This is a genomic window from Devosia insulae DS-56, assembly GCF_000970465.2.
GTDB classification, from domain to species: Bacteria; Pseudomonadota; Alphaproteobacteria; order Rhizobiales; family Devosiaceae; genus Devosia_A; species Devosia_A insulae.
The window spans coordinates 1-18,623 of sequence record NZ_LAJE02000001.1; the positions used below are offsets into that span (position 1 = coordinate 1).

An 18,623-nucleotide genomic window follows, 5' to 3' on the forward strand; every position below is an offset into this window, starting at 1 on the left:
CCCACTCGTCCGCCCCGCGCTGCCTGGTCGGCGGGCCGCCTGTCGGGGCCGTGCCGGGGTGACCCGCTACAGTGCCTACGTTCCTTCCCCTCACCCTGCCCCTCTCCCCGGAGGGGAGCGGGGACGCACTTTGCACGGGCAATGCCACATCGCCCCCTCTCCCCTCCGGGGAGAGGGTCGGGGTGAGGGGCAGTTGCTGATGGGCACCGCCACCCCCATCATCACCGCCCTCCGCGTCGTTCCCGTGGCCGGCGAAGACAGCATGCTGCTCAACCTCAGCGGGGCGCATGGACCGCTGTTCACCCGCAACATCCTGATCCTCACCGACAGTGCCGGCCGCACCGGGCTGGGCGAAGTTCCGGGCGGCGAGGCGATCGCGCGGACCTTGGAGGATAGCCGCGAGCTGGTCATAGGGCGCGAGATCGGCGCTTACCGCTCGGTGCTGCGGCAGGTCGGCGAGACCTTCGCCAGCCGCGATGCCGGTGGCCGCGGGCCGCAGACCTTCGACCTGCGCGTCACCATCCATGCGGTGGCGGCGCTCGAATGCGCGCTGCTCGACCTGATGGGGCAGTTCCTCGGCGTGCCGATGGCCGAGCTGCTCGGCGACGGCCAGGTGCGCGACCGGGTCGAGATGCTGGGCTATCTGTTCTATGTCGGCGACCGCAGCAGAACGCCGCTCGGCTATCGCGCCGCGACGCGCGGTGATGATTGGGACCGGCTGCGCGACGAGGTGGCGCTGACCCCCGACGCCATCGTGCGGCTCGCCGAGGCAGCGGAGGCTCGCTACGGGTTTCGCGACTTCAAGTTGAAGGGCGGCGTGCTGGCCGGCGAGGCGGAAGCCGAAGCGATCGAGGCGCTGGCCGAGCGTTTCCCGGCGGCGCGGCTGACAGTCGACCCGAACGGGGCATGGTCGCTCGATGAAGCCGTCAAGCTAGCGGGCCGGCTGAAACCGATCCTCGCCTATGCCGAGGACCCCTGCGGGGCGGAAGCCGGCTTTTCCGGCCGCGAGGTGCTGGCGGAATTCCGGCTACGCACCGGGGTGAAGGTCGCGACCAACATGATCGCCACCGACTGGCGGCAGATGGGGCACGCGCTGACGCTCGGCAGCGTCGATATCCCGCTGGCGGACCCACATTTCTGGACGCCGCGCGGCTCGATCGACGTGGCAAAACTCTGTCACCGCTGGGGGCTCACCTGGGGCAGCCACTCGAACAACCATTTCGATATCTCGCTGGCGATGTTCACCCAGGTTGGCGCGGCAGCGCCGGGGACGATCACCGCGCTCGATACGCACTGGATCTGGCAGGACGGGCAGCGGCTGACGGTGGAGCCGCCGCTCATTCGCGACGGACACGTGGCGGTGCCGGAACGGCCGGGCCTCGGGGTGGAGATCGACGAGGCGCAACTCGAAGCGGCGCATGCCCGATATCGCGCGCTGCCGGCGGGCAGCCGCAACGATGCGGCGGCGATGCAGTACCTGATCAGCGGCTGGACGTTCGATGCGAAGCGGCCGGCTTTGGTGCGGTAGCGTTGCCCGACTGAAGCAGACGGCCCCCTCCGTCTCTCTCAGTCGGCTAGCTCATTCAAACCAGGTCGTCCCCGGATACTGGTGCTGCTTCGCCACTTCCTCGTTCAGCTCGAGCCCGATGCCCGGCCGATCGGTCAGCTTGATGCGGCCGTTCTGGATGATCTCGCCGCCATCGGTGATGGTCGACCAGTAGTCGCGGTGGAACCAGTGGAACTCCAGCACCAGGAAGTTCGGCACCGTGGCGCAGACCTGGGCCGAGGCCATGGTGCCGATCGGCGAGCTGACATTGTGCGGGGCGAAGGGGATGGAATAGAGGTCGGCCATCTCGGCGATCTTGCGGCACTCCGACAGCCCGCCGCATTTCGGGATATCGGGCATGATGATGTCGAGCGCCTGCTGCTCGAAGACTTTTCTGAAGCCGTGACGCAGATAGAGGTTTTCGCCGCCGCAGATCGGCACGCTGGTCGACCGGGTGATCTCGGCCATGGCATCAATGTTTTCCGGCGGGATCGGCTCTTCCAGCCACATCAGCTGCAAATGCTCGAGGTCTTTGGCGAGGCGGATGGCGGAATGCTTGTCGAGCCTCGTATGCAGGTCGCAGGCGACCTCGACTTCCTTGCCGGCAGCCTTCACCACCATCTCGGCCAGCTGCACCATGCGGTCATGCTCCCACTTGTTGGGAGTCATGTTGAACCGGTCCTTCTCGTACCAGCCGGTTTCCGATCCGGTATGGCCATAGGCGCGGATATCGAGATCGACCTTCAGGGCGGAAAAGCCGGCCTCCAGCACCTTGTCGACCTCGGCCTGCACCTCGTCCATGTTCATGCCGGGTGAGACTTCGCAGTCGCAATAGACGCGGATGTCGTCGCGGAACTTGCCGCCCATCAGCTCGTAGATCGGCACCTTCAGGGCCTTGCCCTTCAAATCCCAGAGCGCAATTTCGATACCGGTGAGCGCGGTGATCAGCGCCCCGGCAAAGCCGCCCTCGAACACCAGGCTGCGCCGGGTTTCCTCGAAGATCGCATCGATGGCGAAGGGGTCGCGGCCGATCAGGCGCTCCTCCAATTCCTTGATGATCGCGATGGCCTGGTAGCCGCCATGCACGCATTCGCCGAGCCCGGTGACGCCGGCGTCGGTCTCGATGCGGACCCATAGATGCATGCAATGGCCGCTCGTTGCCGCCGTCTTCACCGAAGTGATCTTCACGTTGCCTCTCCCTCGTTATTTGTCCCTCGATCCTCCCCGAGGGACGTACGTCAGGTTACAGCCCAAGGCAGCGTTGGCAACCGCCGATCGGGGCGCCTGAGATAGGCTGAAAGTCGTATCGAGATCGAGCCTTGCCGGACGACGCCGCGCTGACACCTAAGCTTCCCGGAATTCTCGGCATGGCATCTCCCTGGCCGCGTGTGGCGCCTCTTGCTTTGTGGGTTGGTGGACTCGGAGGAACAGACAGGCCGCTACAGCATGTCGTTGAGGCTCCAGTGGTTGTTCCAGCGGGCGTCGATCTCGTCGTCGACGTTCTGGTAGCGGATATCGGTCGAGAGCCTGATCCGCCGCTCGGGATCCTGGTTGGTGGTCGAGGCGTGGATCATGAACGGGCTGTGCAGCATGACGTCGCCGGCTTCGTAGTCGGCGACCAGCCAGCGGGTATCGAAGCGCTCGGCCATATCAGGCAGGTTCTTGGAGACCCAGCCGCCCTCGGTCATGTTCTTGTTGTAGGCGCTGATCCGCTCCTCCGGCGTCAGGTCCATGCCCTCGATCTGGAACTTGGCCTCCATGTCGCTGCCGATCGTGTGCGAGCCCTCGAGATAGGTCAGCCCGCCCATGGCAATCGAGGTGTCGCCGATAGGGATCCAGGCGGTGACGATGCGGCTGGTGCCGCCGCGCAGGTAGACGAGGTCGTAATGCGCCGGGGTGACCGTCGTGGTACCGGGCTGGGTGAAGCGCATGATCTTGCGCTTGTGCAGGTAGGAGAGCCCGTCGAGGAAGGCGTCCATGAACCGGGCGAGCCGCGGCTGGGCGCAGAAGCCCTCATAGGCGGTCGAGCGGACCAGCGACATCAGCCGGCGATCGAGCCAGGCCTTGTCGGGTGAGCGGGTTGCGGAAATGCCGGCGGCGAAATCGGTGCCGGGTTCGGTCAGCCGGCCCGCCGCCAGCTGCTCGAACACCCAGCCGCGGAAATCGATGACCTCCTGCCGGTCGAGGAAGCCCTTGATGAACAGGTAGCCCTGCTCCTCGTACTGGCGGCGCATCGCCGCGAGGCTGGTGCTCGCACTGGTCGGCGTCAGGTAGCCCATCCGGTTGGGCGCCGAGGACAGCGTCAGGCCATTGGCGTGCAGTGTCGGCATGGGCGAAGCGGCAGACCGCTCCGCAGCCGCGGAATTTGACATTTCGATCATCCATTGGAGCGACTGGTGATGCAGTATCGCTATGGTATGAGCGACAGCGTCACCATAGACAAAAGCACCATCTGGACTTTTCGCTCATGGCTAACCTGTCCGTCGCCGCCTATCGTCCGCATATCCCCGGCACCTCGCCGCTGCTCGGGGTGCTCGAATACGGGGCGCACCGGATCTCGACGCAGATCGAGGATCGGAAGCTCGAGCTATTTGCCGTGGTGATGGTCGAACGTGGCCGCGGTCGGCTGCACACCGCGTCGAGCGGCAGCCAGGTGGTGGTGGCGCCGGCCATCTTCTGGCTGTGGCCGGGCATGGTGCATTCCTACGGACCGGACGATGGCACCGACTGGGACGAGCAATGGGCGCTGTTCGAAGGGCGGATCGCCAATGACGTGCTGGCGAGCGCCCTGATCGAACCGCGCCAGCCGCTGCTGCAACTGCACGAGCTCGGTGAAATGCAGCGGCTGTTCGCGTTGTTGCGGGTGGAGATGGGCGACGACACGCCCCTCGCCCGCGCCTCGGCCGGCGCCCGCATGCAGCGCATCGCACTCACCGCCGCACACCAGAGCCTGATCGAGCGGCGCGAACGCGCCGAACACCCGATCGCCCCGGCGATCGAGGCGCTGCGGGAGCGGGCCTTCGAGACGGTGGACCTCAGCCGCTTCGCCGAGGAGTTTGGCATGTCGCCGGCAACGCTGCGGCGGAAGTTCATTGCCGCCACCGGCGTGCCGCCCAAGGCGTTCCAGCTGCGTCTGCGGCTCGACCGGGCCAAGGAGATGCTGGCGATCACCGATGCCGGTATCGAGGCCATCGCCCACCAGACCGGCTTCGAGGATGCCTTCTACTTCTCGCGGGTGTTCGCGCAACGCGAAGGCATGTCCCCCAGCAGCTTCCGCAACACCAACCGGCGACTGTAGTGCCCACCCCGTCCGGTTGTGGGCCATAGGCGCTAAATTAGGTGCCGCTGGGGATGGCTCAGTGGCCGCCAACCCCTCACCCGTCTCGGCCTGACGGCCGATCCACCCTCTCCCCGACGGGGAGAGGAAAAGAGGCGATCGCCGCGCCATCCGGATTCTTCTCCCCGTCGGGGAGAAGGTGGCGCGTAGCGCCGGATGAGGGGAAAGCCACGATCGCCGTGGATCCCGGCGACACCCCCCAAACCCATCAGCCATAACTTGGCGCCTATGCGCGAACGCGGCATAACACCTGTGCTGTGGCGAGCCCGTGGCTACGATAACTTAGCGCCCATAGGTTGTGAGCGTTTTGTCAGCTTGGTGGAGCTAGGCTCGCTGATCCCAAGCAATCCGACGAGGACAAGATGTCATCGACGCGGTTTCACAGACTGGCATGGGTTATCCTGGCTATTACCGCAGTGGGGCAGCCGGTGTTGGCGCAATCGGCGGATAGCCCCGCCGTGAAGCGCGAGTTCCTGTTCGAGGTGCGGGGGTACAAGACCCAGAACCAGGGCGAGCAGACGATGAACATGTATTTCCACTACCGCTACAATAGCGGCATCGCCGAAGCCGATATCCCAAACTACGAGGACCTGCGCAGCCAGGCGCTGAAGTTCATGGACGCGGTCGATCCGGCCAAGAACCCCTACTGGGAAACGCTCAACCAGGAACTGTGCACGCAGTTGAAGGACGGCTTCCCGATCGAGGCCATCACCTGCCAGCTGCTGGTCTATCCGGATAACCGGCCGGGGCTGCCATATGAGCCCGGCTACCACGGCTCGATCCACACCATCGGCGATATCGAGCCGCTGGCCATCCTGTCCCCGCCACCGCCGTGATTGCTGCCGACGTTCGCTCTAAGTCCTTCGCATTCTAGTAGAAACGTGAATTGACGGCGCGACCGGCGGCGTAAATCCTGATGTCGCCGAGTAGTCATCTGAGGGGTTGGCTCGTGGCTGATGGTTCTGCCTTCCACCCTGCCGGGCTGGACCGGCGTCAATTCATGGCCGCGCTCGCCGCGGCCGTGGCAACGATAGCTTCGTCTCCGGTCTGGGCGCAGTCGGCGCCGGCGGCGGCGGCGATCGAGAAAACCCACGACGCGCTGTTCGAGCTGTGGTTCCCGCAGGCCGAACTGGGGCTGCCGCCCGATGCAGCCAAATCCATCGCCGAGATCGCCGCCCAAGTCAGCAAAGCGATGCTTTCAGGGTTCGAGGCTTCGCCGGTGGCGCAGTTGCTCGCCGGGTTCACCGAACCGCAGGCGCTGCCGTTCTATGCCGAACTGAAGGCCTCGACCGACCCGGCGGTGCAAGCCTTCATCACCACCCCGGGCGGCTTCGGCGCGATGGATCCGGCGCTGAGGACACCGCTCTACTCCTACCTGTTCGAGGGCACGGCGGGCCCGGTCTCGACGCAGATCGCCTCGATCCTGCGCGAAGCCTATCTGTCCTCGATCTGGGACCTGCCGCTGGCGCAGCCGCTCAGCAACTTCCTCGCCCCGCCGGTATTCGTCAGCCGGCCCGACGTCTATTCGATGCTCAATGCACCGACCATCGCACCGAGCCGGCTCAGCTACGACGCAGCGAGCAAGACAATCAGCCATGCCGACGGCCCGATCGAGTATCTGGTGATCGGCAGCGGGCCGGGCGGCGCCACCGTCGCCAGCCAGCTGCAGGCGGCCGGCAAGCGGGTGGTGCTGATCGAGAAGGGGCCGTTCGTCGTCTGGGGCTCGATGACGACGCGCAGCTACCCGCGGCTGATGTACAAGGGCGACCAGTCCTTCACCGCCGACAATGCGGTGGTGATCCGCAGCGGCGAGACGCTGGGCGGCGGCTCGGCCGTCAATATCGACCTCGCCTTCTCGCCGCTCGAATCCACGGTGCAGACCCGTATCAATGGCTGGATCGCCGACGGGCTGATGGATGGCACCTGGTACTCGACCGAGCGCCTCGCTACCGCTTATGAATGGGTGCGGCAGGCGATCGGCACCCGCACGCTGGCCGAGAGCGAGCTCAACAACGACAACCAGGCGCTGTGGGACGGCGCCGCCGCCTATGGCGCCGACCCCTCGCTCTATCACCTCAACCGCTTCCCGGTCGGGGACTCACCGTCGCCGGTGAACGACAAGCTCGACGCGGCGCGGCAGCTGCTCTATCCGGCCATTGCCGACACCGCCAACCCGCTCGGCATCATTCCGGACGCGACGGTCGACGAGATCGTCTTCGATGCGAGCGGCACGCGTGCCACAGGCGTCACGCTGCACATGACGGCGCCATGGACCGACTACGGCAATACGGTGGTCGACCCGTCCAGGCTCGGCATTCCGCCCGGTGTGCCGGTCAGCATCGCGGCCGAAAACATCGTGGTCTCGGCCGGCACCATCGGCACGACACGGGTGCTGCTCAACACCGCCAAGGCCAACCCCAAACTCGCCAATGACAAGATCGGCCGCGGACTGATCCTTCACCCATCGGTGCCGTTGCTCGGGCTGTTCGATCGGGTTATCGACCTGCTCGATGGGCTCGACAGCGCCACTTACGTCTCCTCGTTCGGTGCCTCGCCCGGCTTCATTTACGAGACAATGGCCGGGCTGCCGGCCTATGGCGCGCTGCTGGTGCCGGGCAGCGGCAAGCAGGTCTACGAGGAGATGGCGCGGTTCAACAATTATGTCGGCTTCGGCTGCATGCTGGTCGACACGCCGTCGCCGGACAACCGGGTGGTGCTCGACGCCACCGGCGACACGGTGCTCGAATATACCCTGAGCGACAGCGACAAGGCACGGTTCCGCATCGGTGTGGCCATCGGGGTCCGGATGATGTTCCTCGCCGGCGCCAAGAAGGTGATCATCCCCTCGAACGAGAACGTGCTCGGGGTTGAGAATTTCGATCCGATGGTCGGCACCTATTTCACCGACATCAAGCAGGCCGACCTGATCGATCAAAACCTCAAGTTCATCCCGAACCGGAACGTGCTGACCTCGGCGCACTTGCAGGCGACCAACAAGATGGGGCCGAGCGGCACCGGCGTCGTATCGCTCAACCACCGGCTGTGGGCAGCAGATGGCAGCGAGGTGCCAAATGTCTACGTGATGGACAGCAGCATCTTCCCGACCTCGGTCGGCGCCAACCCGATGCAGTCGCTCTACACCATCGCCAAGATCTTCTCCGAACGACTGATCGAGGGCATCCCCCAACCGAGCTGAGGATTCTCGTGAGCATCGAGGTCACCCGTCCAACGCAAGGGAAGCGCGCAACGCTGAGGCGTTCGGTTGCAACACTCGTCGGCGGCCTCGCGATGGCAGTGCTGGCGACGGCCAGCGCCCTCGCTGGCACTTGCCCGGCCGAGCAGCAGACGGCGCTGGCACCGGTCGATCCGCAGCTCTGTGCTTCGCTCGATGCCGATTTCCGCAACCCTGGTGGCTTCCCGCTCGATGTCTACGAGAAGAAGCTCGACGCCTTCCTCGGCCATTATTGCCACCGCGATCCGGCCCGCGGTTGGGCCCGCGACAAGACGGTGCGCGACACCGGGCCGTTCACCGCGACGCTTTCCGACGGCAAGTGGATCGGCAGCGAGCACGGTACGCACGCGCCGGTGGTGATCTGGTATTCGCCCGAGATGCTGGCCTGGCTCGAGAAGTATCGCTCGGAAGATGCCGATCCTAGCCTCGTCCCGCCGCCGGTGCCGGCCGGAGCGGTGATGATCAAGGAGATGTACCCGGCGCCGGCCGCCGACTGCGCCGGCGTCGACCCGATGAAGCTGTTCCCCACCAGCGGCGCGGCAGTGATGATCCGCGCGCCCGACGTGTCGTTCGATGGCTGGTACTGGGGCTGGTACGGCTTTGGCGCCAAGAGCGGCTGGACGCCGGACTGGCCGGCGCCGCCGGGGAACTCGATCCCCGATATGGGCTTTGCGCAATACTGCATGAACTGCCACGCCTCGGCCAAGAACAACCTCACCTTCGCCACCACCGCGAATATCGAGGGGCATCCCGGCACGCCGACGGTGTTCCTCAGCCAGAACTTCTTCGTCGACGATCCGGCGACCCCAGCGCCGCCGACCCAGCACCAGGCGGCGGCGCAGGCCGATTTCGGCGCGCCGCGTCTGCTGGTGCCGTTCAGCACGCCCGACCCGGCTGTTGTCAAAGACCTGATGGCGTATGCTCAGGGGTTGCCGCCGGCCGCCGACGTGCAGCCGATGCCGTCGCAGACCTATGACAATACCTGGGTGGCGGCAGGTGGGCCGACCGCCGCCGACACCTTCCTCACTTCGAGCCAGTGCATCGGCTGCCACGATGCCGGCAGCACCGGGTTGCAGTTCGACATGACGCGGCCCAACCCGCACGGCAATACGCTCGACAACCTGTCGCCCTATGCGACCTGGCGGTCATCGCCGATGGGGCTAGCCGGGCGCGACCCGTTCTTCTTTGCGCAGCTGGCGAGCGAGACCCAGACTTTCCACCCGGATGCGGCGGACACCGTGCAGACGGTCTGCCTGGGATGCCACGGCATTGCCGGGGAGCGGCAGTTCAATATCGATACCAAGCTGGCAGGCGGCCAGTGCGCGAGCTTCGAGCGCTCGGTGCTGGAGACGCTGCCCTGGGAGGGCGGCACGTCGCACCTCGCCCAATACGCCATGCTGGCCCGTGACGGCGTCTCGTGCACCGCCTGCCACCGCATGGCGCTGGGCGATCGAGTCACGGACGATCTGCTCGCGGCGCCGCAGAACGCCTGCGTCGCCGAACGGCAGGCACTGCTCAACCCCGAGAACTCCGGCTTCGCCAAGACTTTTACCGGCAGCTTCCTCGTTGGCCCGCCCAATTCGCTGATCGGGCCGTTCAACAAGCCGCAAACGACGCCGATGCAACAGGCGCTCGGCATCACGCCGGAGGAGCATCCGACGATCGCCGCGTCAGAGGTCTGCGGCTCCTGCCACACGGTGCATCTGCCGGTGCTGCAGGACGGCAAGATCATCGCCCATATCTACGAGCAGACCACCTATCCCGAATGGGCATTCAGCGCCTACCGCACCGGCTCGACGCCGGACGGGGCGCTGCCGCAGGGGGCCGGCACCACGCCGCTCTCCTGCCAGGACTGCCACATGGCGACCAGCGACGCCAACGGCGTGCCCTACAAATCGAAGATCGCCAGCATCCAGGAATATTCGAACTTCCCGCAGGCCGATAACGCCACTGCGCCGGAAAAGATCGACCTCGAGGCACGCGACAACTTCGCGCTGCATACGCTGGTCGGGCTCAACGTCTTCCTCGTCAAGCTGGCCCAGCAGTTCCCCGATATCCTCGGCATCCCGATCGCCGATCCGATGCTGGGCAGCAAGGGCACTGATCCGCTGCTATGGACCGAGGGCGCCATGCTGGATCAGGCGAGGCAGCACACCGCCGATATCGCGGTGGGCAGCGTCGCCCTCAGCGACACGGCGCTCACCGCCACAGTGAAGGTCACCAACAAGGTCGGCCACAAGTTCCCCTCGGGGGTGGGGTTCCGCCGCGCCTTTATCGAGTTCTCGGTGCTCGATGCCGGCGGCAAGCTGCTGTGGCGCTCGGGCGGCAGCAACGCCGCCGGCGCGCTGGTCGACGCCAATGCCGCGCCGCTCGACGGCGAATACTGGTGGGATGCCAATTGCCAGGCCCGCATCGTGCCGGAGCAGCGGCTGCACCAGCCGCATTTCGAAACCATCACCAGCCAGTCGCAGGCCCAGGTCTATCAGGAGCTGGTCTCGACCCCCGGAGGCACGGCGCCGGTCTGCGGCGCCGGCTCGTCCCCTTCGGGGCAACTGACCACGAGCTTTCTGTCGATCTGCTCGACAGTGAAGGACAATCGATTGCTGCCCGACGGCTACCTGCCGCTCCAGCAGCGGGTGGAGATCGCCAACGCGCTGGGGGCCGGCGACGACCTGGCGCTCGAGGCCGGCTCGGTCGGTGTCGGCGACGACCCCGATTACATCGCGGGCGGCTCGGACAGCATCGCCTATGCCGTGCCGCTCGGCGAACTCGCGGGCAAACCCGCCAGCGTCAGCGCCACGCTCTACTACCAGGCGACGCCACCCTTCTACCTGCAGGATCGGTTCTGCACCGCCTCGGGCAGCGATACCGACCGGCTCTACCACATGGTCACCCGCCTCAACCTCGAGGAGACACCGGCCGAGGGCTGGAAACTCGCCATCGCCGCCACCAGCCAGGCGCCCGTGCCTTGAGCAGGACCGCCGGCCCATCGCGGCGCAACTTCCTCAAGCTGAGCGCCGCGGCGATGGCGGGAGCGAGCACCACGCCGGGCGAGGCCGCCGAGGCGGTAGTGAAAGGTGACCCGGCCGCCGCGCTCGACCACCTGGTGGTGATCATGTTCGAGAACCGCTCGTTCGATAACCTCCTGGGCCACCTCTACCCGCCCGGGCAGATCTCCGACGGGCAGAGTTTTGACGGCGTCGGCAATGGCAGTTTCGCCAACCCGTCGCCGAGCGGCGATATCGCGGCGCATGTCTATGCCGGCTCGACCGACGCGATCATGGCAAGCCCGACGCCGGACCCGGGTGAGGAATACCCGCACGTCAACACGCAGCTGTTCGGCACGGTCGATCCGCCTGATAATGCCGGGCTCGATTTCAGCGCCATGACGGCGCCGTTCAACGCCCCGCCCGTGGGCACCGCGCCGGGCATGAACGGCTTCGTCACCGACTATATCAACACCTTCGTCGCGACTGAAGGGCGGCAGCCGGAGCCGGACGAGTATGCCGTGGTGATGGGCGGGTTCAGCCCGGACATGCTGCCGGTGTTCTCTACGCTGGCCCGCGGCTTTGCGGTGTACGACGCCTGGCATTGCGCCGTGCCGTCGCAGACCTTCTGCAACCGCGCCTTCTTCAACGCCTCGACCTCGTCCGGCTTCGTCACCAATAGCGGCGGTGCGGCGAGCTACCTCAAGTGGATGGACCCCAAGCTCAATGCCGCGCCGACCATCTTCAACCGGCTCGAGGCAGCGGGCATCTCCTGGGCAGTGTATTTCGACGAGACGCAAATCGTCTCCCTGACCGGGCTGATCAACGGCCCGGCGCTCAAACCCTATTGGAAGACCCGGTTTCGCGGCATGCAGCAGTTCCATGCGGATGTCGCCGCCGGCACGCTGCCGGCCTATGCCTTTATCGAGCCGCGCATCATCTTCGACCACAACGACATGCATCCGCCGGTCGCAACTTTCGATTTCGTCGGCGCCGACGGGGTGACGGTGCAGGTCGGCGGCAATTCCGACGTGCGGGCCGGCGAAAAGCTGCTGCACGAGGTCTATTCGGCGATCCGCCTTTCCGCTTCGCCTACCGGTTCCAATGCCGGCAACACGCTGCTGCTGGTCACCTTCGACGAGCATGGCGGCACCTATGACCACGTGCCGCCACCTGCGGCGACGCCGCCGGCGGGTCTCACCGATACGGAGATGGGCTTTGCCTTCGACCGGCTCGGGGTGCGGGTTCCGGCCATCTCCATCTCGGCCTATACGCGGGCCGGAACGATCATCAACGAGCCGATGCACCACGCTGCCGCCATCGCGACACTTTGCAACCGCCATGGCCTCGCGCCGCTCACCGCCCGCGACGCCGGGGCGCGCGACCTCGGCAACGCCATCAACCTGACGACACCGCGCCCGGCAGCCGATTGGCCCGAGACCACGCCGCAATATGTGCCGCCCAACCCCGAAGCCGGTGGTCCATTCTCCGAGGCGGCCGGCAAGGCGCCGCTCAGCCCGCCCGGCAAGGCCCTGATGGGCATGCTGGTGAAGAATTTCGGCCTTCCCACCGACGAGGTCCCCACCACCTATGACGAGGCCTATGCGCTGCTGCAGCGCCTCGGCCCGGGCCTGTTCGGTTAGCAGCTGATGACCTCCACGGCGGTCCTGCTGGTGCTCGTCGTCATCGCGGTTATGGTCGCGATCATCATCTTCGACGTCTTTACCCTCGGCACCAAGGGGCGGCTCAACGCGCTCAGACAGTGGCAGGCGCTGATCGGCACGATGCTCGGCTTCGTCACCGGCGCCGGGGTACTGGCAATCTCGAGCGCCATCCAGGACGAGACGCAGGTAAGGCGCGATCGCGAGGCCCTGGTGCAGGTCGGCCATGCGCTGCGGGTGGAGGCCAGGGATCTCGACAGCGTCCTCGCCCGGGCCCAGTTGCTGCGCGAGACGCTGATGCCGAGCGACCCAAACAAGCCCGCCGGCTGCAGCGGCACGGTCAACGAACTGGTCGATGCCTTCCAGCGAGAAACCCCGATCTACACTGCTGCCGTCCCCAACTTCATCGAGGTGGGCGAGCCGAACCTGGCGCTGTTCGTCTCGTTCTATGCCGGCTTCGAGGAGCTGGCGCGGGCCGCCAAGCAATATGCCGATAATGGCTGCCCGGTTGTCGCCAAGGAAACGGTGACGCTGTTCTACAGCCGCGTCGATGCGGTCCGCGCCGATTTCGCCACGATCGCCGAGATCTACAAGTGATCGGTCAGTCGGCCTTGAGCACCGCGGTGCAGGCCTTGGGCAGATCGGCCAGGGTCAGAGGCGGGGCCGGCGGACTGGTGCTCGGCTTATAGGGCTCGTCGGTGAACCAGTAGTCGAGCTCGGCGCCGCAGCCATCGCCCGCTGGCGCCGGCGCCTGGTTGACGCAGAGCTCGACGCCTGCCGGACAATCGAGCCGCACATGGAAATGGTCGTCGTGCCCGTACCAGGGGCGGATCTTGTTCAGAAAGCTGCGGTCGCGCCAGGTGGTCGAACAGAGCGACCTCTTGATACCCGGCGCCACGAAGATGCGCGCCACGCCAGGCAGCTGCGCCGCGCGATAGAGCAGCAGGCGCTGCGCTTCGCCGAAGCGCTTGGGGTCGATGTCGCGGGTGCCCTTTTTCAGCATCGAGCGGGCCGACAGGCTCTCGCGCTCATCGGCGCTGAGCTTGTAGTCCGGCATCCGCTCGAACCAGATGTCGACGTCGAGGCCGATCTGGTGCGAGGCGTGGCCGCTGGCCATCGGACCGCCGCGCGCCTGCCCCATATCGCCGACGAGGATGCCCGGCCAGCCATCCTGCGCCGCCGATTGGGCGAGCGCCCCGATATAGCTGACGAGTTCGGCACTGCCCCAGCGCCGATCGCGCGACAGGCGCATCGCCTGCCAGCCCGGCCCATCGCTCGGCAATTGCACCGCACCGGCAATACAGCCCTTGGCATAACTGCCCACCGGCACCTCGGGCCCAGTGGTCGGCTGATGCATGGCGCCGAACAGCTCCCGCGCCGGCTGCGCCGAGGCGACCGAAGCCGAGAGCAGGAAGGCGATAACCGCAAAGCCAAGTATCCGAAGCATTGCCATCCCCCCAAAGCACCCACTCACCTTGGTTGAACGCAAGATCGGGGCCATGTCGTGGCGGCGGAGCAGGTTCTGCACGGCCCCGAACTGCATCGCCCTCAGCGATCGAGGTCAGCCAGCCGGACCGGGCGCCGCTCGGCGCTCGAGGCAAGGATTGCTTCGATCAGCCGATGCACCTTGAGTGCCTCCTCGCCGGTGACCAACGGCTCGCGGCCTTCGTCCAGGGCATCGAGAAAATCCTCGAGCACGGCGCGGTGCCGGGTATGCGAATAGCCCATCGGGTCGGCGCCGCCACCATGGCCGCCGGCCGCGATAGAGTGATCCTCGATGCTGCCATCGCGCCAATAGAGCATCAGGCTTTCACCAGTCAGCACGGCCGTAGCCCGCTCGAAGACCAGTTCCAGCCGTTCGGGGAAGCCGGGGAAGCTGGCAGTGGTGGCATCGATCGAACCGATGGCGCCATTGGCAAAGCGGATCGCGGCACTGACCACGTCCTCGCATTCCATCCGGTGGGTGCGCGAGGTGCCGACGGTGGCGCTGACTTCGGCGACCGGGCCGGTGAGGCTCAGGAACAGGTCGAGCGCGTGGATGGCCTGGGTCAGCAACACGCCGCCCCCATCGCGCGCCAGCGTGCCGCGGCCCGGCTCGTCATAGTAGGATTGGGCCCGCCACCAGCGGATCGAAGCCGCGGCGGTCACCAGTTCACCCAGCTCTCCCGCAGCGATGCGGCGCCCGAGCTCGCGGGCATTGGGCCGGGTTCGGTTCTGCAGCACGATGCCGAGCCGGACACCGGCGGTGCGCGCGGTTTCCACGACTTCGCGGGACCTGGCCGGACTGTGCTCGATGGGCTTTTCCAGCAGGATGGCTTTGCCGGCGGCCGCCGCCAGCCGCACCACTTCGAGGTGTGCCGATGGCGGGGTCAGCACCAGCACGACATCGACCCGCGGATCATTGACCAAAGCGTCGAGGTCATCGCTGACCGGAAAGCCATAGCCCGCGTGGGCCGCGTCGCGGCGCTCGGACGAGCGGCTGAACACCCCGATCACCTCCGCTCGATCAGCCAGATCGCGGAGACTCAGCGCATGCGGCTTCATGCCCATGCCGGCGCCGATCACGGCGATGCCCCTGCGCTGCATGTGCCCTCCTCAACCTTGGTTTTCTGCACCGGCGTCATCCCCGCACAGGCGCACATGCGCATAAGTTATGCCGCCCCACTCACCGGGTCATTCCCGCGAAAGCGGGAACCTCTGTTTTCTTGCCTGCGGTACCATCTCAAACAGAGGTCCCCGCTTTCGCGGGGATGACACCGAGCTTGGGGCGCTTTTTAGTGGTTCCCGCCAAAGAAGCGCTGCATGTGCCCTCCTCCTAACTCCGCCGACCGACCATATCGATCGCGGCCAGGAGGCTCAGCCCGGTGTGGTAGCCGGGGTCGAGATCCGGGGTCGCCGGCACGTAATCGATGGGCCCATCGTCGGTGAGGCATTGGTAGGCGATGCCGGTGCCGGGGCGCCAGTAATCGCGGAAGAACACTTCGTCGGCCTTCTGCCAGACGCGGAGGCTCTCGGCGCTCTGCGAGCGCTCGTGGCAGAGCGCGGCGCTGCGGATGGTTTCAGGCAGCGACCACCAGGGGCAATAGGGGCTGATCGGTGCGCCGCTCGCCGCCGACACCACCAGCCGCACGCCGGGCCCGACAAAGCCGCGGTCGAACGACGAAACGAGGATGGTCTCCAGCACCCGCAGCAGCTCCCGATCGACATCGGCCTCGAGGTAATCGAGCGCGAAGCCGACGAACTCGATGCCGTGCCCGACATTACAGCGATCCTCACCCGGCACGTTGCGCAACAACCCGCTGGCAGGATCGAAATAGTTGGCGATGACATGGCCGATGAAGCGATCGGCAAACGCCGTGCGATCGCGGTGGCCGATGCCGGTCAGCAGGGCTCCGGCACTCAGCATGATCATGCGCGGGCCAAAGTCCGGCGCCTCGGCCTTGAGCATCGCGCGTCCGAGCGGTACTTTCTCGTCGATCTGGAAGCGATCGTCCTCGATCGCCGCGATCACCTTGCCCAGTGCTGCGAGCTGGCGCGGTAGGTCGGCGGGCGCGTAGCGCGTCGCTCCGGCGACCAGGCCCTTGGCGGCAAAGGTGTCGGAGAAGCTGTAAATGTCGGCCGGCTGGGTTTGCGGGACAAAAACCTCGCCCGTAAAGCGGATCGGGCGCATGTCGCGGTCGTAGCAGAAATACACGTGCCCGTCGGCGGCGCGCAGCCTGTCGAGCGCGGCGTAGAGCCGTCGCCCCGCCAGATCGAGGGCGTGGGTGAGCTCCGGGTCGATGCTCTCGAAGGCTGCCGCGTGGGTGACGATGGCCTCGAGGGCGCGGCCCTGGATCCAGCCATAGACATGGTCGGGGCCGCGCCAGCCATCGACCGCCGCATAATCGACGAGGGTCAGCGGGTTCAGCTTGGTGTTGACGAAGACGCCGTGCAAAGGCGGCCGCGCCAGCATCCAGCGCAGCGTCTCCGCATTGGAGGCGAGATAGCGTTGCCGCGCGGCGGCGAAGAAATCGGTCATTCCTTGAGCCCGGTGCTGGCAACGCCCTGGACGAAGTTGCGCCGCAAGAAGACAAACAAGGCCACAGACGGCACGAGGACGATGGCGGAGGCGGCGCTCAGCCGGCCGAGGTCGACGGTGAAGCCGGTCTGGAACAGCGCGAGGCCCACCTCGATGGTGTAGCTGTCCTTGGTGGTGGCGACGATCAGCGGCCAGGCGAAGGCCGTCCAGGCCTGGAAGAAGGCGAGGACGAACAGCGCCCCGAGCGCGCCGCGCAGCAGCGGCACGACGATACGGATGAAGATCCAGATCTCGCTGGCGCCATCGATCCGCGCGGCCTCCAATAGCTCGTCGGGGATCGAGTGGATGACGTTCTGGCGGATCAGGAAGATGCCGAAGCTCATCACCAGATAGCCGAGCAGCAACCCCCAGACCGAGTTGAGGATCCCCAGGCTCTGCGCCTGGAAGTAGAGCGGGATCATGTAAACCTCGAACGGCACGATGGCCGTGGCGAGGATGATGGCGAACAGCGCGCTCATCGCTCGCGACGGGAACTTGGCGAGGATGTAGCCGGCAATAGTCGAGGTGATGAGGATGGCGACGGCCGAGAGCAGCGCGAAGCTGAAGCTGTTGAAGATCCAGCGCAGCAACGGCGTATCGGCCAACACCGCCTCGATATTGGCCAGGGTCGGCTGAGCCGGAATCACCGTCGGGGGCCAGCTCAGCATTTCCGCCGGCGTCTTGAAGGCATTGGCGACGAGCAGCACCAGCGGCAGGATCATCAACAGTCCGAACAGCCCGAGGAACAGGTCGATGCCGAGATTGGTGGCGCGCGCCTTGAACGTGCGGTCGCCGACTTCGCGGGAATGCTTCTCGATGTCGGTGCTCATCGGGCGGCCCTCTTTTCACGCAGCAGGCTGAACTGCACGAAGGTCAACAGCAGCACGATGGCGAGCAGCACCACCGCCTCCGAGGCGGCATAGCCGACGCGGTAATTGCGGAAGCTGTTCTCCAGCATATCGAGCACCAGCACCCGGACCTGCCGCCCCGGCGCGCCCTGCGCATCGGAAGCCAGCACATAGACCTGGGCATAGACGTTGAACGCCGAGACCAGTGTCACCACCGAGACATAGAGGGTGATCGGCTTCAGCATCGGCACCGACAGGTGCCAGAACGACTGCCGGCCGGAGGCGCCATCGAGCTTGGCCGCCTCGTAGACCGAGACCGGCAGGCTCTTGAAGCCGACGAGGTAGATCAGCACGGCGAAGCCGAGCGCCTGCCAGGAGCAGAGCACGATGACGCAGATGATCGACAGCACCGGGTCGAACAGCCAGGACATCGGCTTGACCCCGAAGATCGAGAGGAACGCATTAAGCGGTCCGAGCCGCGCGTCAAAAATCCATTTCCACGCCATGGCGGCGGGCACCAGCGACACCACGTGCGGAATGAACACCGCCGTCTCGTAGAAGGCGGCGAAGCGCGAGCGGGTGCGGTGGAAGATCAGTGCGGCGATCACCAGCGACAACGGAATGGTGATCAGCAGCACGCCGAAGGCGATGATCGAGGTGTTGAACAGCGCCTCGTGGAACAGCCGGTCGCCCAGCAGCTCCTGGAAGTTCCTGAGCCCGATGAACGGCTTCTTCTTCGACAGGATGTCCCACTTGTGCAGGCTCAGCCGAAGAATCTCGCTGATCGGGTAAACCCGGACAAAGGCGAAGATGGCGATGACAGGCAGGATGGCAAGCAGCGAGAAGAGCAGGCGTCGTCGCTTCAACATGTCATCGTCTCCGTGCTGCCTCCGGGGCAATCGCATTTGAAGAGCCACCGGGCTCTCAGTGGTCCTCCACCGCGTAGCGGGGGAGG

14 protein-coding genes are annotated in these 18,623 nt (G+C 66.1%); 7 read left to right on the forward strand and 7 right to left on the reverse strand.

Annotation, left to right across the window (positions count from 1 at the left end; all coding sequences use genetic code 11):
* Nucleotides 1-199: 199 nt before the first annotated feature.
* Nucleotides 200-1,528, forward strand: a complete 1,329-nt coding sequence (locus VW23_RS00005) for an enolase C-terminal domain-like protein (protein WP_069907552.1) — start codon at nt 200-202, stop codon at nt 1,526-1,528.
* A 51-nt stretch (nt 1,529-1,579) separates the two neighbouring features.
* On the opposite strand, the gene VW23_RS00010 is transcribed toward VW23_RS00005, so the two are convergent.
* Nucleotides 1,580-2,734, reverse strand: a complete 1,155-nt coding sequence (locus VW23_RS00010) for a mandelate racemase/muconate lactonizing enzyme family protein (RefSeq protein ID WP_069907553.1) — start codon at nt 2,732-2,734, stop codon at nt 1,580-1,582.
* A 251-nt stretch (nt 2,735-2,985) separates the two neighbouring features.
* Nucleotides 2,986-3,918 carry a phytanoyl-CoA dioxygenase family protein gene (locus tag VW23_RS00015; RefSeq protein WP_069907554.1) on the reverse strand — a complete coding sequence of 311 codons (933 nt, stop codon included), beginning with the start codon at nt 3,916-3,918 and terminating at the stop codon, nt 2,986-2,988.
* A 95-nt stretch (nt 3,919-4,013) separates the two neighbouring features.
* Between VW23_RS00015 and VW23_RS00020 the strand changes: the two genes are divergently transcribed.
* The 6 genes from VW23_RS00020 to VW23_RS00045 all read left to right on the forward strand — a co-directional run bounded on the left by VW23_RS00020 (nt 4,014) and on the right by VW23_RS00045 (nt 13,360).
* Nucleotides 4,014-4,844, forward strand: a complete 831-nt coding sequence (locus VW23_RS00020) for a helix-turn-helix domain-containing protein (protein WP_069907555.1) — start codon at nt 4,014-4,016, stop codon at nt 4,842-4,844.
* A gap of 497 nt (nt 4,845-5,341) precedes the next feature.
* The gene (locus VW23_RS00025) at nt 5,342-5,719 is read left to right on the forward strand and encodes a hypothetical protein (RefSeq protein WP_069907556.1); all 378 of its coding nucleotides are present in this window, start codon (nt 5,342-5,344) and stop codon (nt 5,717-5,719) included.
* A gap of 113 nt (nt 5,720-5,832) precedes the next feature.
* Nucleotides 5,833-8,079 (forward strand): GMC family oxidoreductase N-terminal domain-containing protein, encoded by a 2,247-nt coding sequence (locus VW23_RS00030; RefSeq protein WP_176730284.1) that lies wholly within the window; start codon nt 5,833-5,835, stop codon nt 8,077-8,079.
* Nucleotides 8,080-8,087: 8 nt separating this feature from the next.
* Entirely contained in the window at nt 8,088-11,087 is a 3,000-nt protein-coding gene (locus tag VW23_RS00035; protein WP_244513301.1) for a hypothetical protein, read from the forward strand.
* Complete coding sequence (locus VW23_RS00040; RefSeq protein ID WP_069907559.1) at nt 11,084-12,745, forward strand: alkaline phosphatase family protein; 1,662 nt, start codon at nt 11,084-11,086, stop codon at nt 12,743-12,745. Before VW23_RS00035 ends, VW23_RS00040 begins: the two co-directional genes overlap by 4 nt.
* 6 nt (nt 12,746-12,751) lie before the next feature.
* A complete protein-coding gene (locus tag VW23_RS00045) occupies nt 12,752-13,360 on the forward strand; it encodes a hypothetical protein (protein WP_069907560.1) in 609 nt (202 codons plus the stop codon).
* 4 nt (nt 13,361-13,364) lie between these two features.
* Here VW23_RS00045 and mepA read toward each other — a convergent pair whose 3' ends face one another.
* From mepA to VW23_RS00070, 5 genes are all read right to left on the reverse strand, one after another.
* Nucleotides 13,365-14,210: a penicillin-insensitive murein endopeptidase gene (mepA, locus tag VW23_RS00050; RefSeq protein WP_069907565.1), complete on the reverse strand. Its 846-nt coding sequence runs from the start codon at nt 14,208-14,210 to the stop codon at nt 13,365-13,367.
* A 101-nt stretch (nt 14,211-14,311) separates the two neighbouring features.
* Nucleotides 14,312-15,349, reverse strand: a complete 1,038-nt coding sequence (locus tag VW23_RS00055) for a Gfo/Idh/MocA family protein (protein WP_069907561.1) — start codon at nt 15,347-15,349, stop codon at nt 14,312-14,314.
* Between the two features lie 229 nt (nt 15,350-15,578).
* A complete protein-coding gene (locus VW23_RS00060) occupies nt 15,579-16,781 on the reverse strand; it encodes an AGE family epimerase/isomerase (RefSeq protein WP_069907562.1) in 1,203 nt (400 codons plus the stop codon).
* Complete coding sequence (locus tag VW23_RS00065) at nt 16,778-17,650, reverse strand: carbohydrate ABC transporter permease (RefSeq protein WP_069907563.1); 873 nt, start codon at nt 17,648-17,650, stop codon at nt 16,778-16,780. The genes VW23_RS00060 and VW23_RS00065 overlap by 4 nt, the downstream gene beginning before the upstream one ends.
* Nucleotides 17,647-18,537, reverse strand: a complete 891-nt coding sequence (locus tag VW23_RS00070) for a carbohydrate ABC transporter permease (protein WP_069907564.1) — start codon at nt 18,535-18,537, stop codon at nt 17,647-17,649. Before VW23_RS00070 ends, VW23_RS00065 begins: the two co-directional genes overlap by 4 nt.
* Nucleotides 18,538-18,623 lie beyond the last annotated feature (86 nt).

What these genes read in the sequence shown, in the direction of transcription:
- VW23_RS00015 (WP_069907554.1), bottom strand. Translation starts at nt 3,918, where the DNA reads ATGTCAAATTCCGCGGCTGCGGAGCGGTCTGCCGCTTCGCCCATGCCG.
- VW23_RS00060 (WP_069907562.1), bottom strand. Translation starts at nt 16,781, where the DNA reads ATGACCGATTTCTTCGCCGCCGCGCGGCAACGCTATCTCGCCTCCAAT.
- VW23_RS00055 (WP_069907561.1), bottom strand. Translation starts at nt 15,349, where the DNA reads ATGCAGCGCAGGGGCATCGCCGTGATCGGCGCCGGCATGGGCATGAAG.
- VW23_RS00020 (WP_069907555.1), top strand. Translation starts at nt 4,014, where the DNA reads ATGGCTAACCTGTCCGTCGCCGCCTATCGTCCGCATATCCCCGGCACC.
- VW23_RS00045 (WP_069907560.1), top strand. Translation starts at nt 12,752, where the DNA reads ATGACCTCCACGGCGGTCCTGCTGGTGCTCGTCGTCATCGCGGTTATG.
- VW23_RS00065 (WP_069907563.1), bottom strand. Translation starts at nt 17,650, where the DNA reads ATGAGCACCGACATCGAGAAGCATTCCCGCGAAGTCGGCGACCGCACG.
- VW23_RS00070 (WP_069907564.1), bottom strand. Translation starts at nt 18,537, where the DNA reads ATGTTGAAGCGACGACGCCTGCTCTTCTCGCTGCTTGCCATCCTGCCT.
- VW23_RS00005 (WP_069907552.1), top strand. Translation starts at nt 200, where the DNA reads ATGGGCACCGCCACCCCCATCATCACCGCCCTCCGCGTCGTTCCCGTG.
- mepA (WP_069907565.1), bottom strand. Translation starts at nt 14,210, where the DNA reads ATGCTTCGGATACTTGGCTTTGCGGTTATCGCCTTCCTGCTCTCGGCT.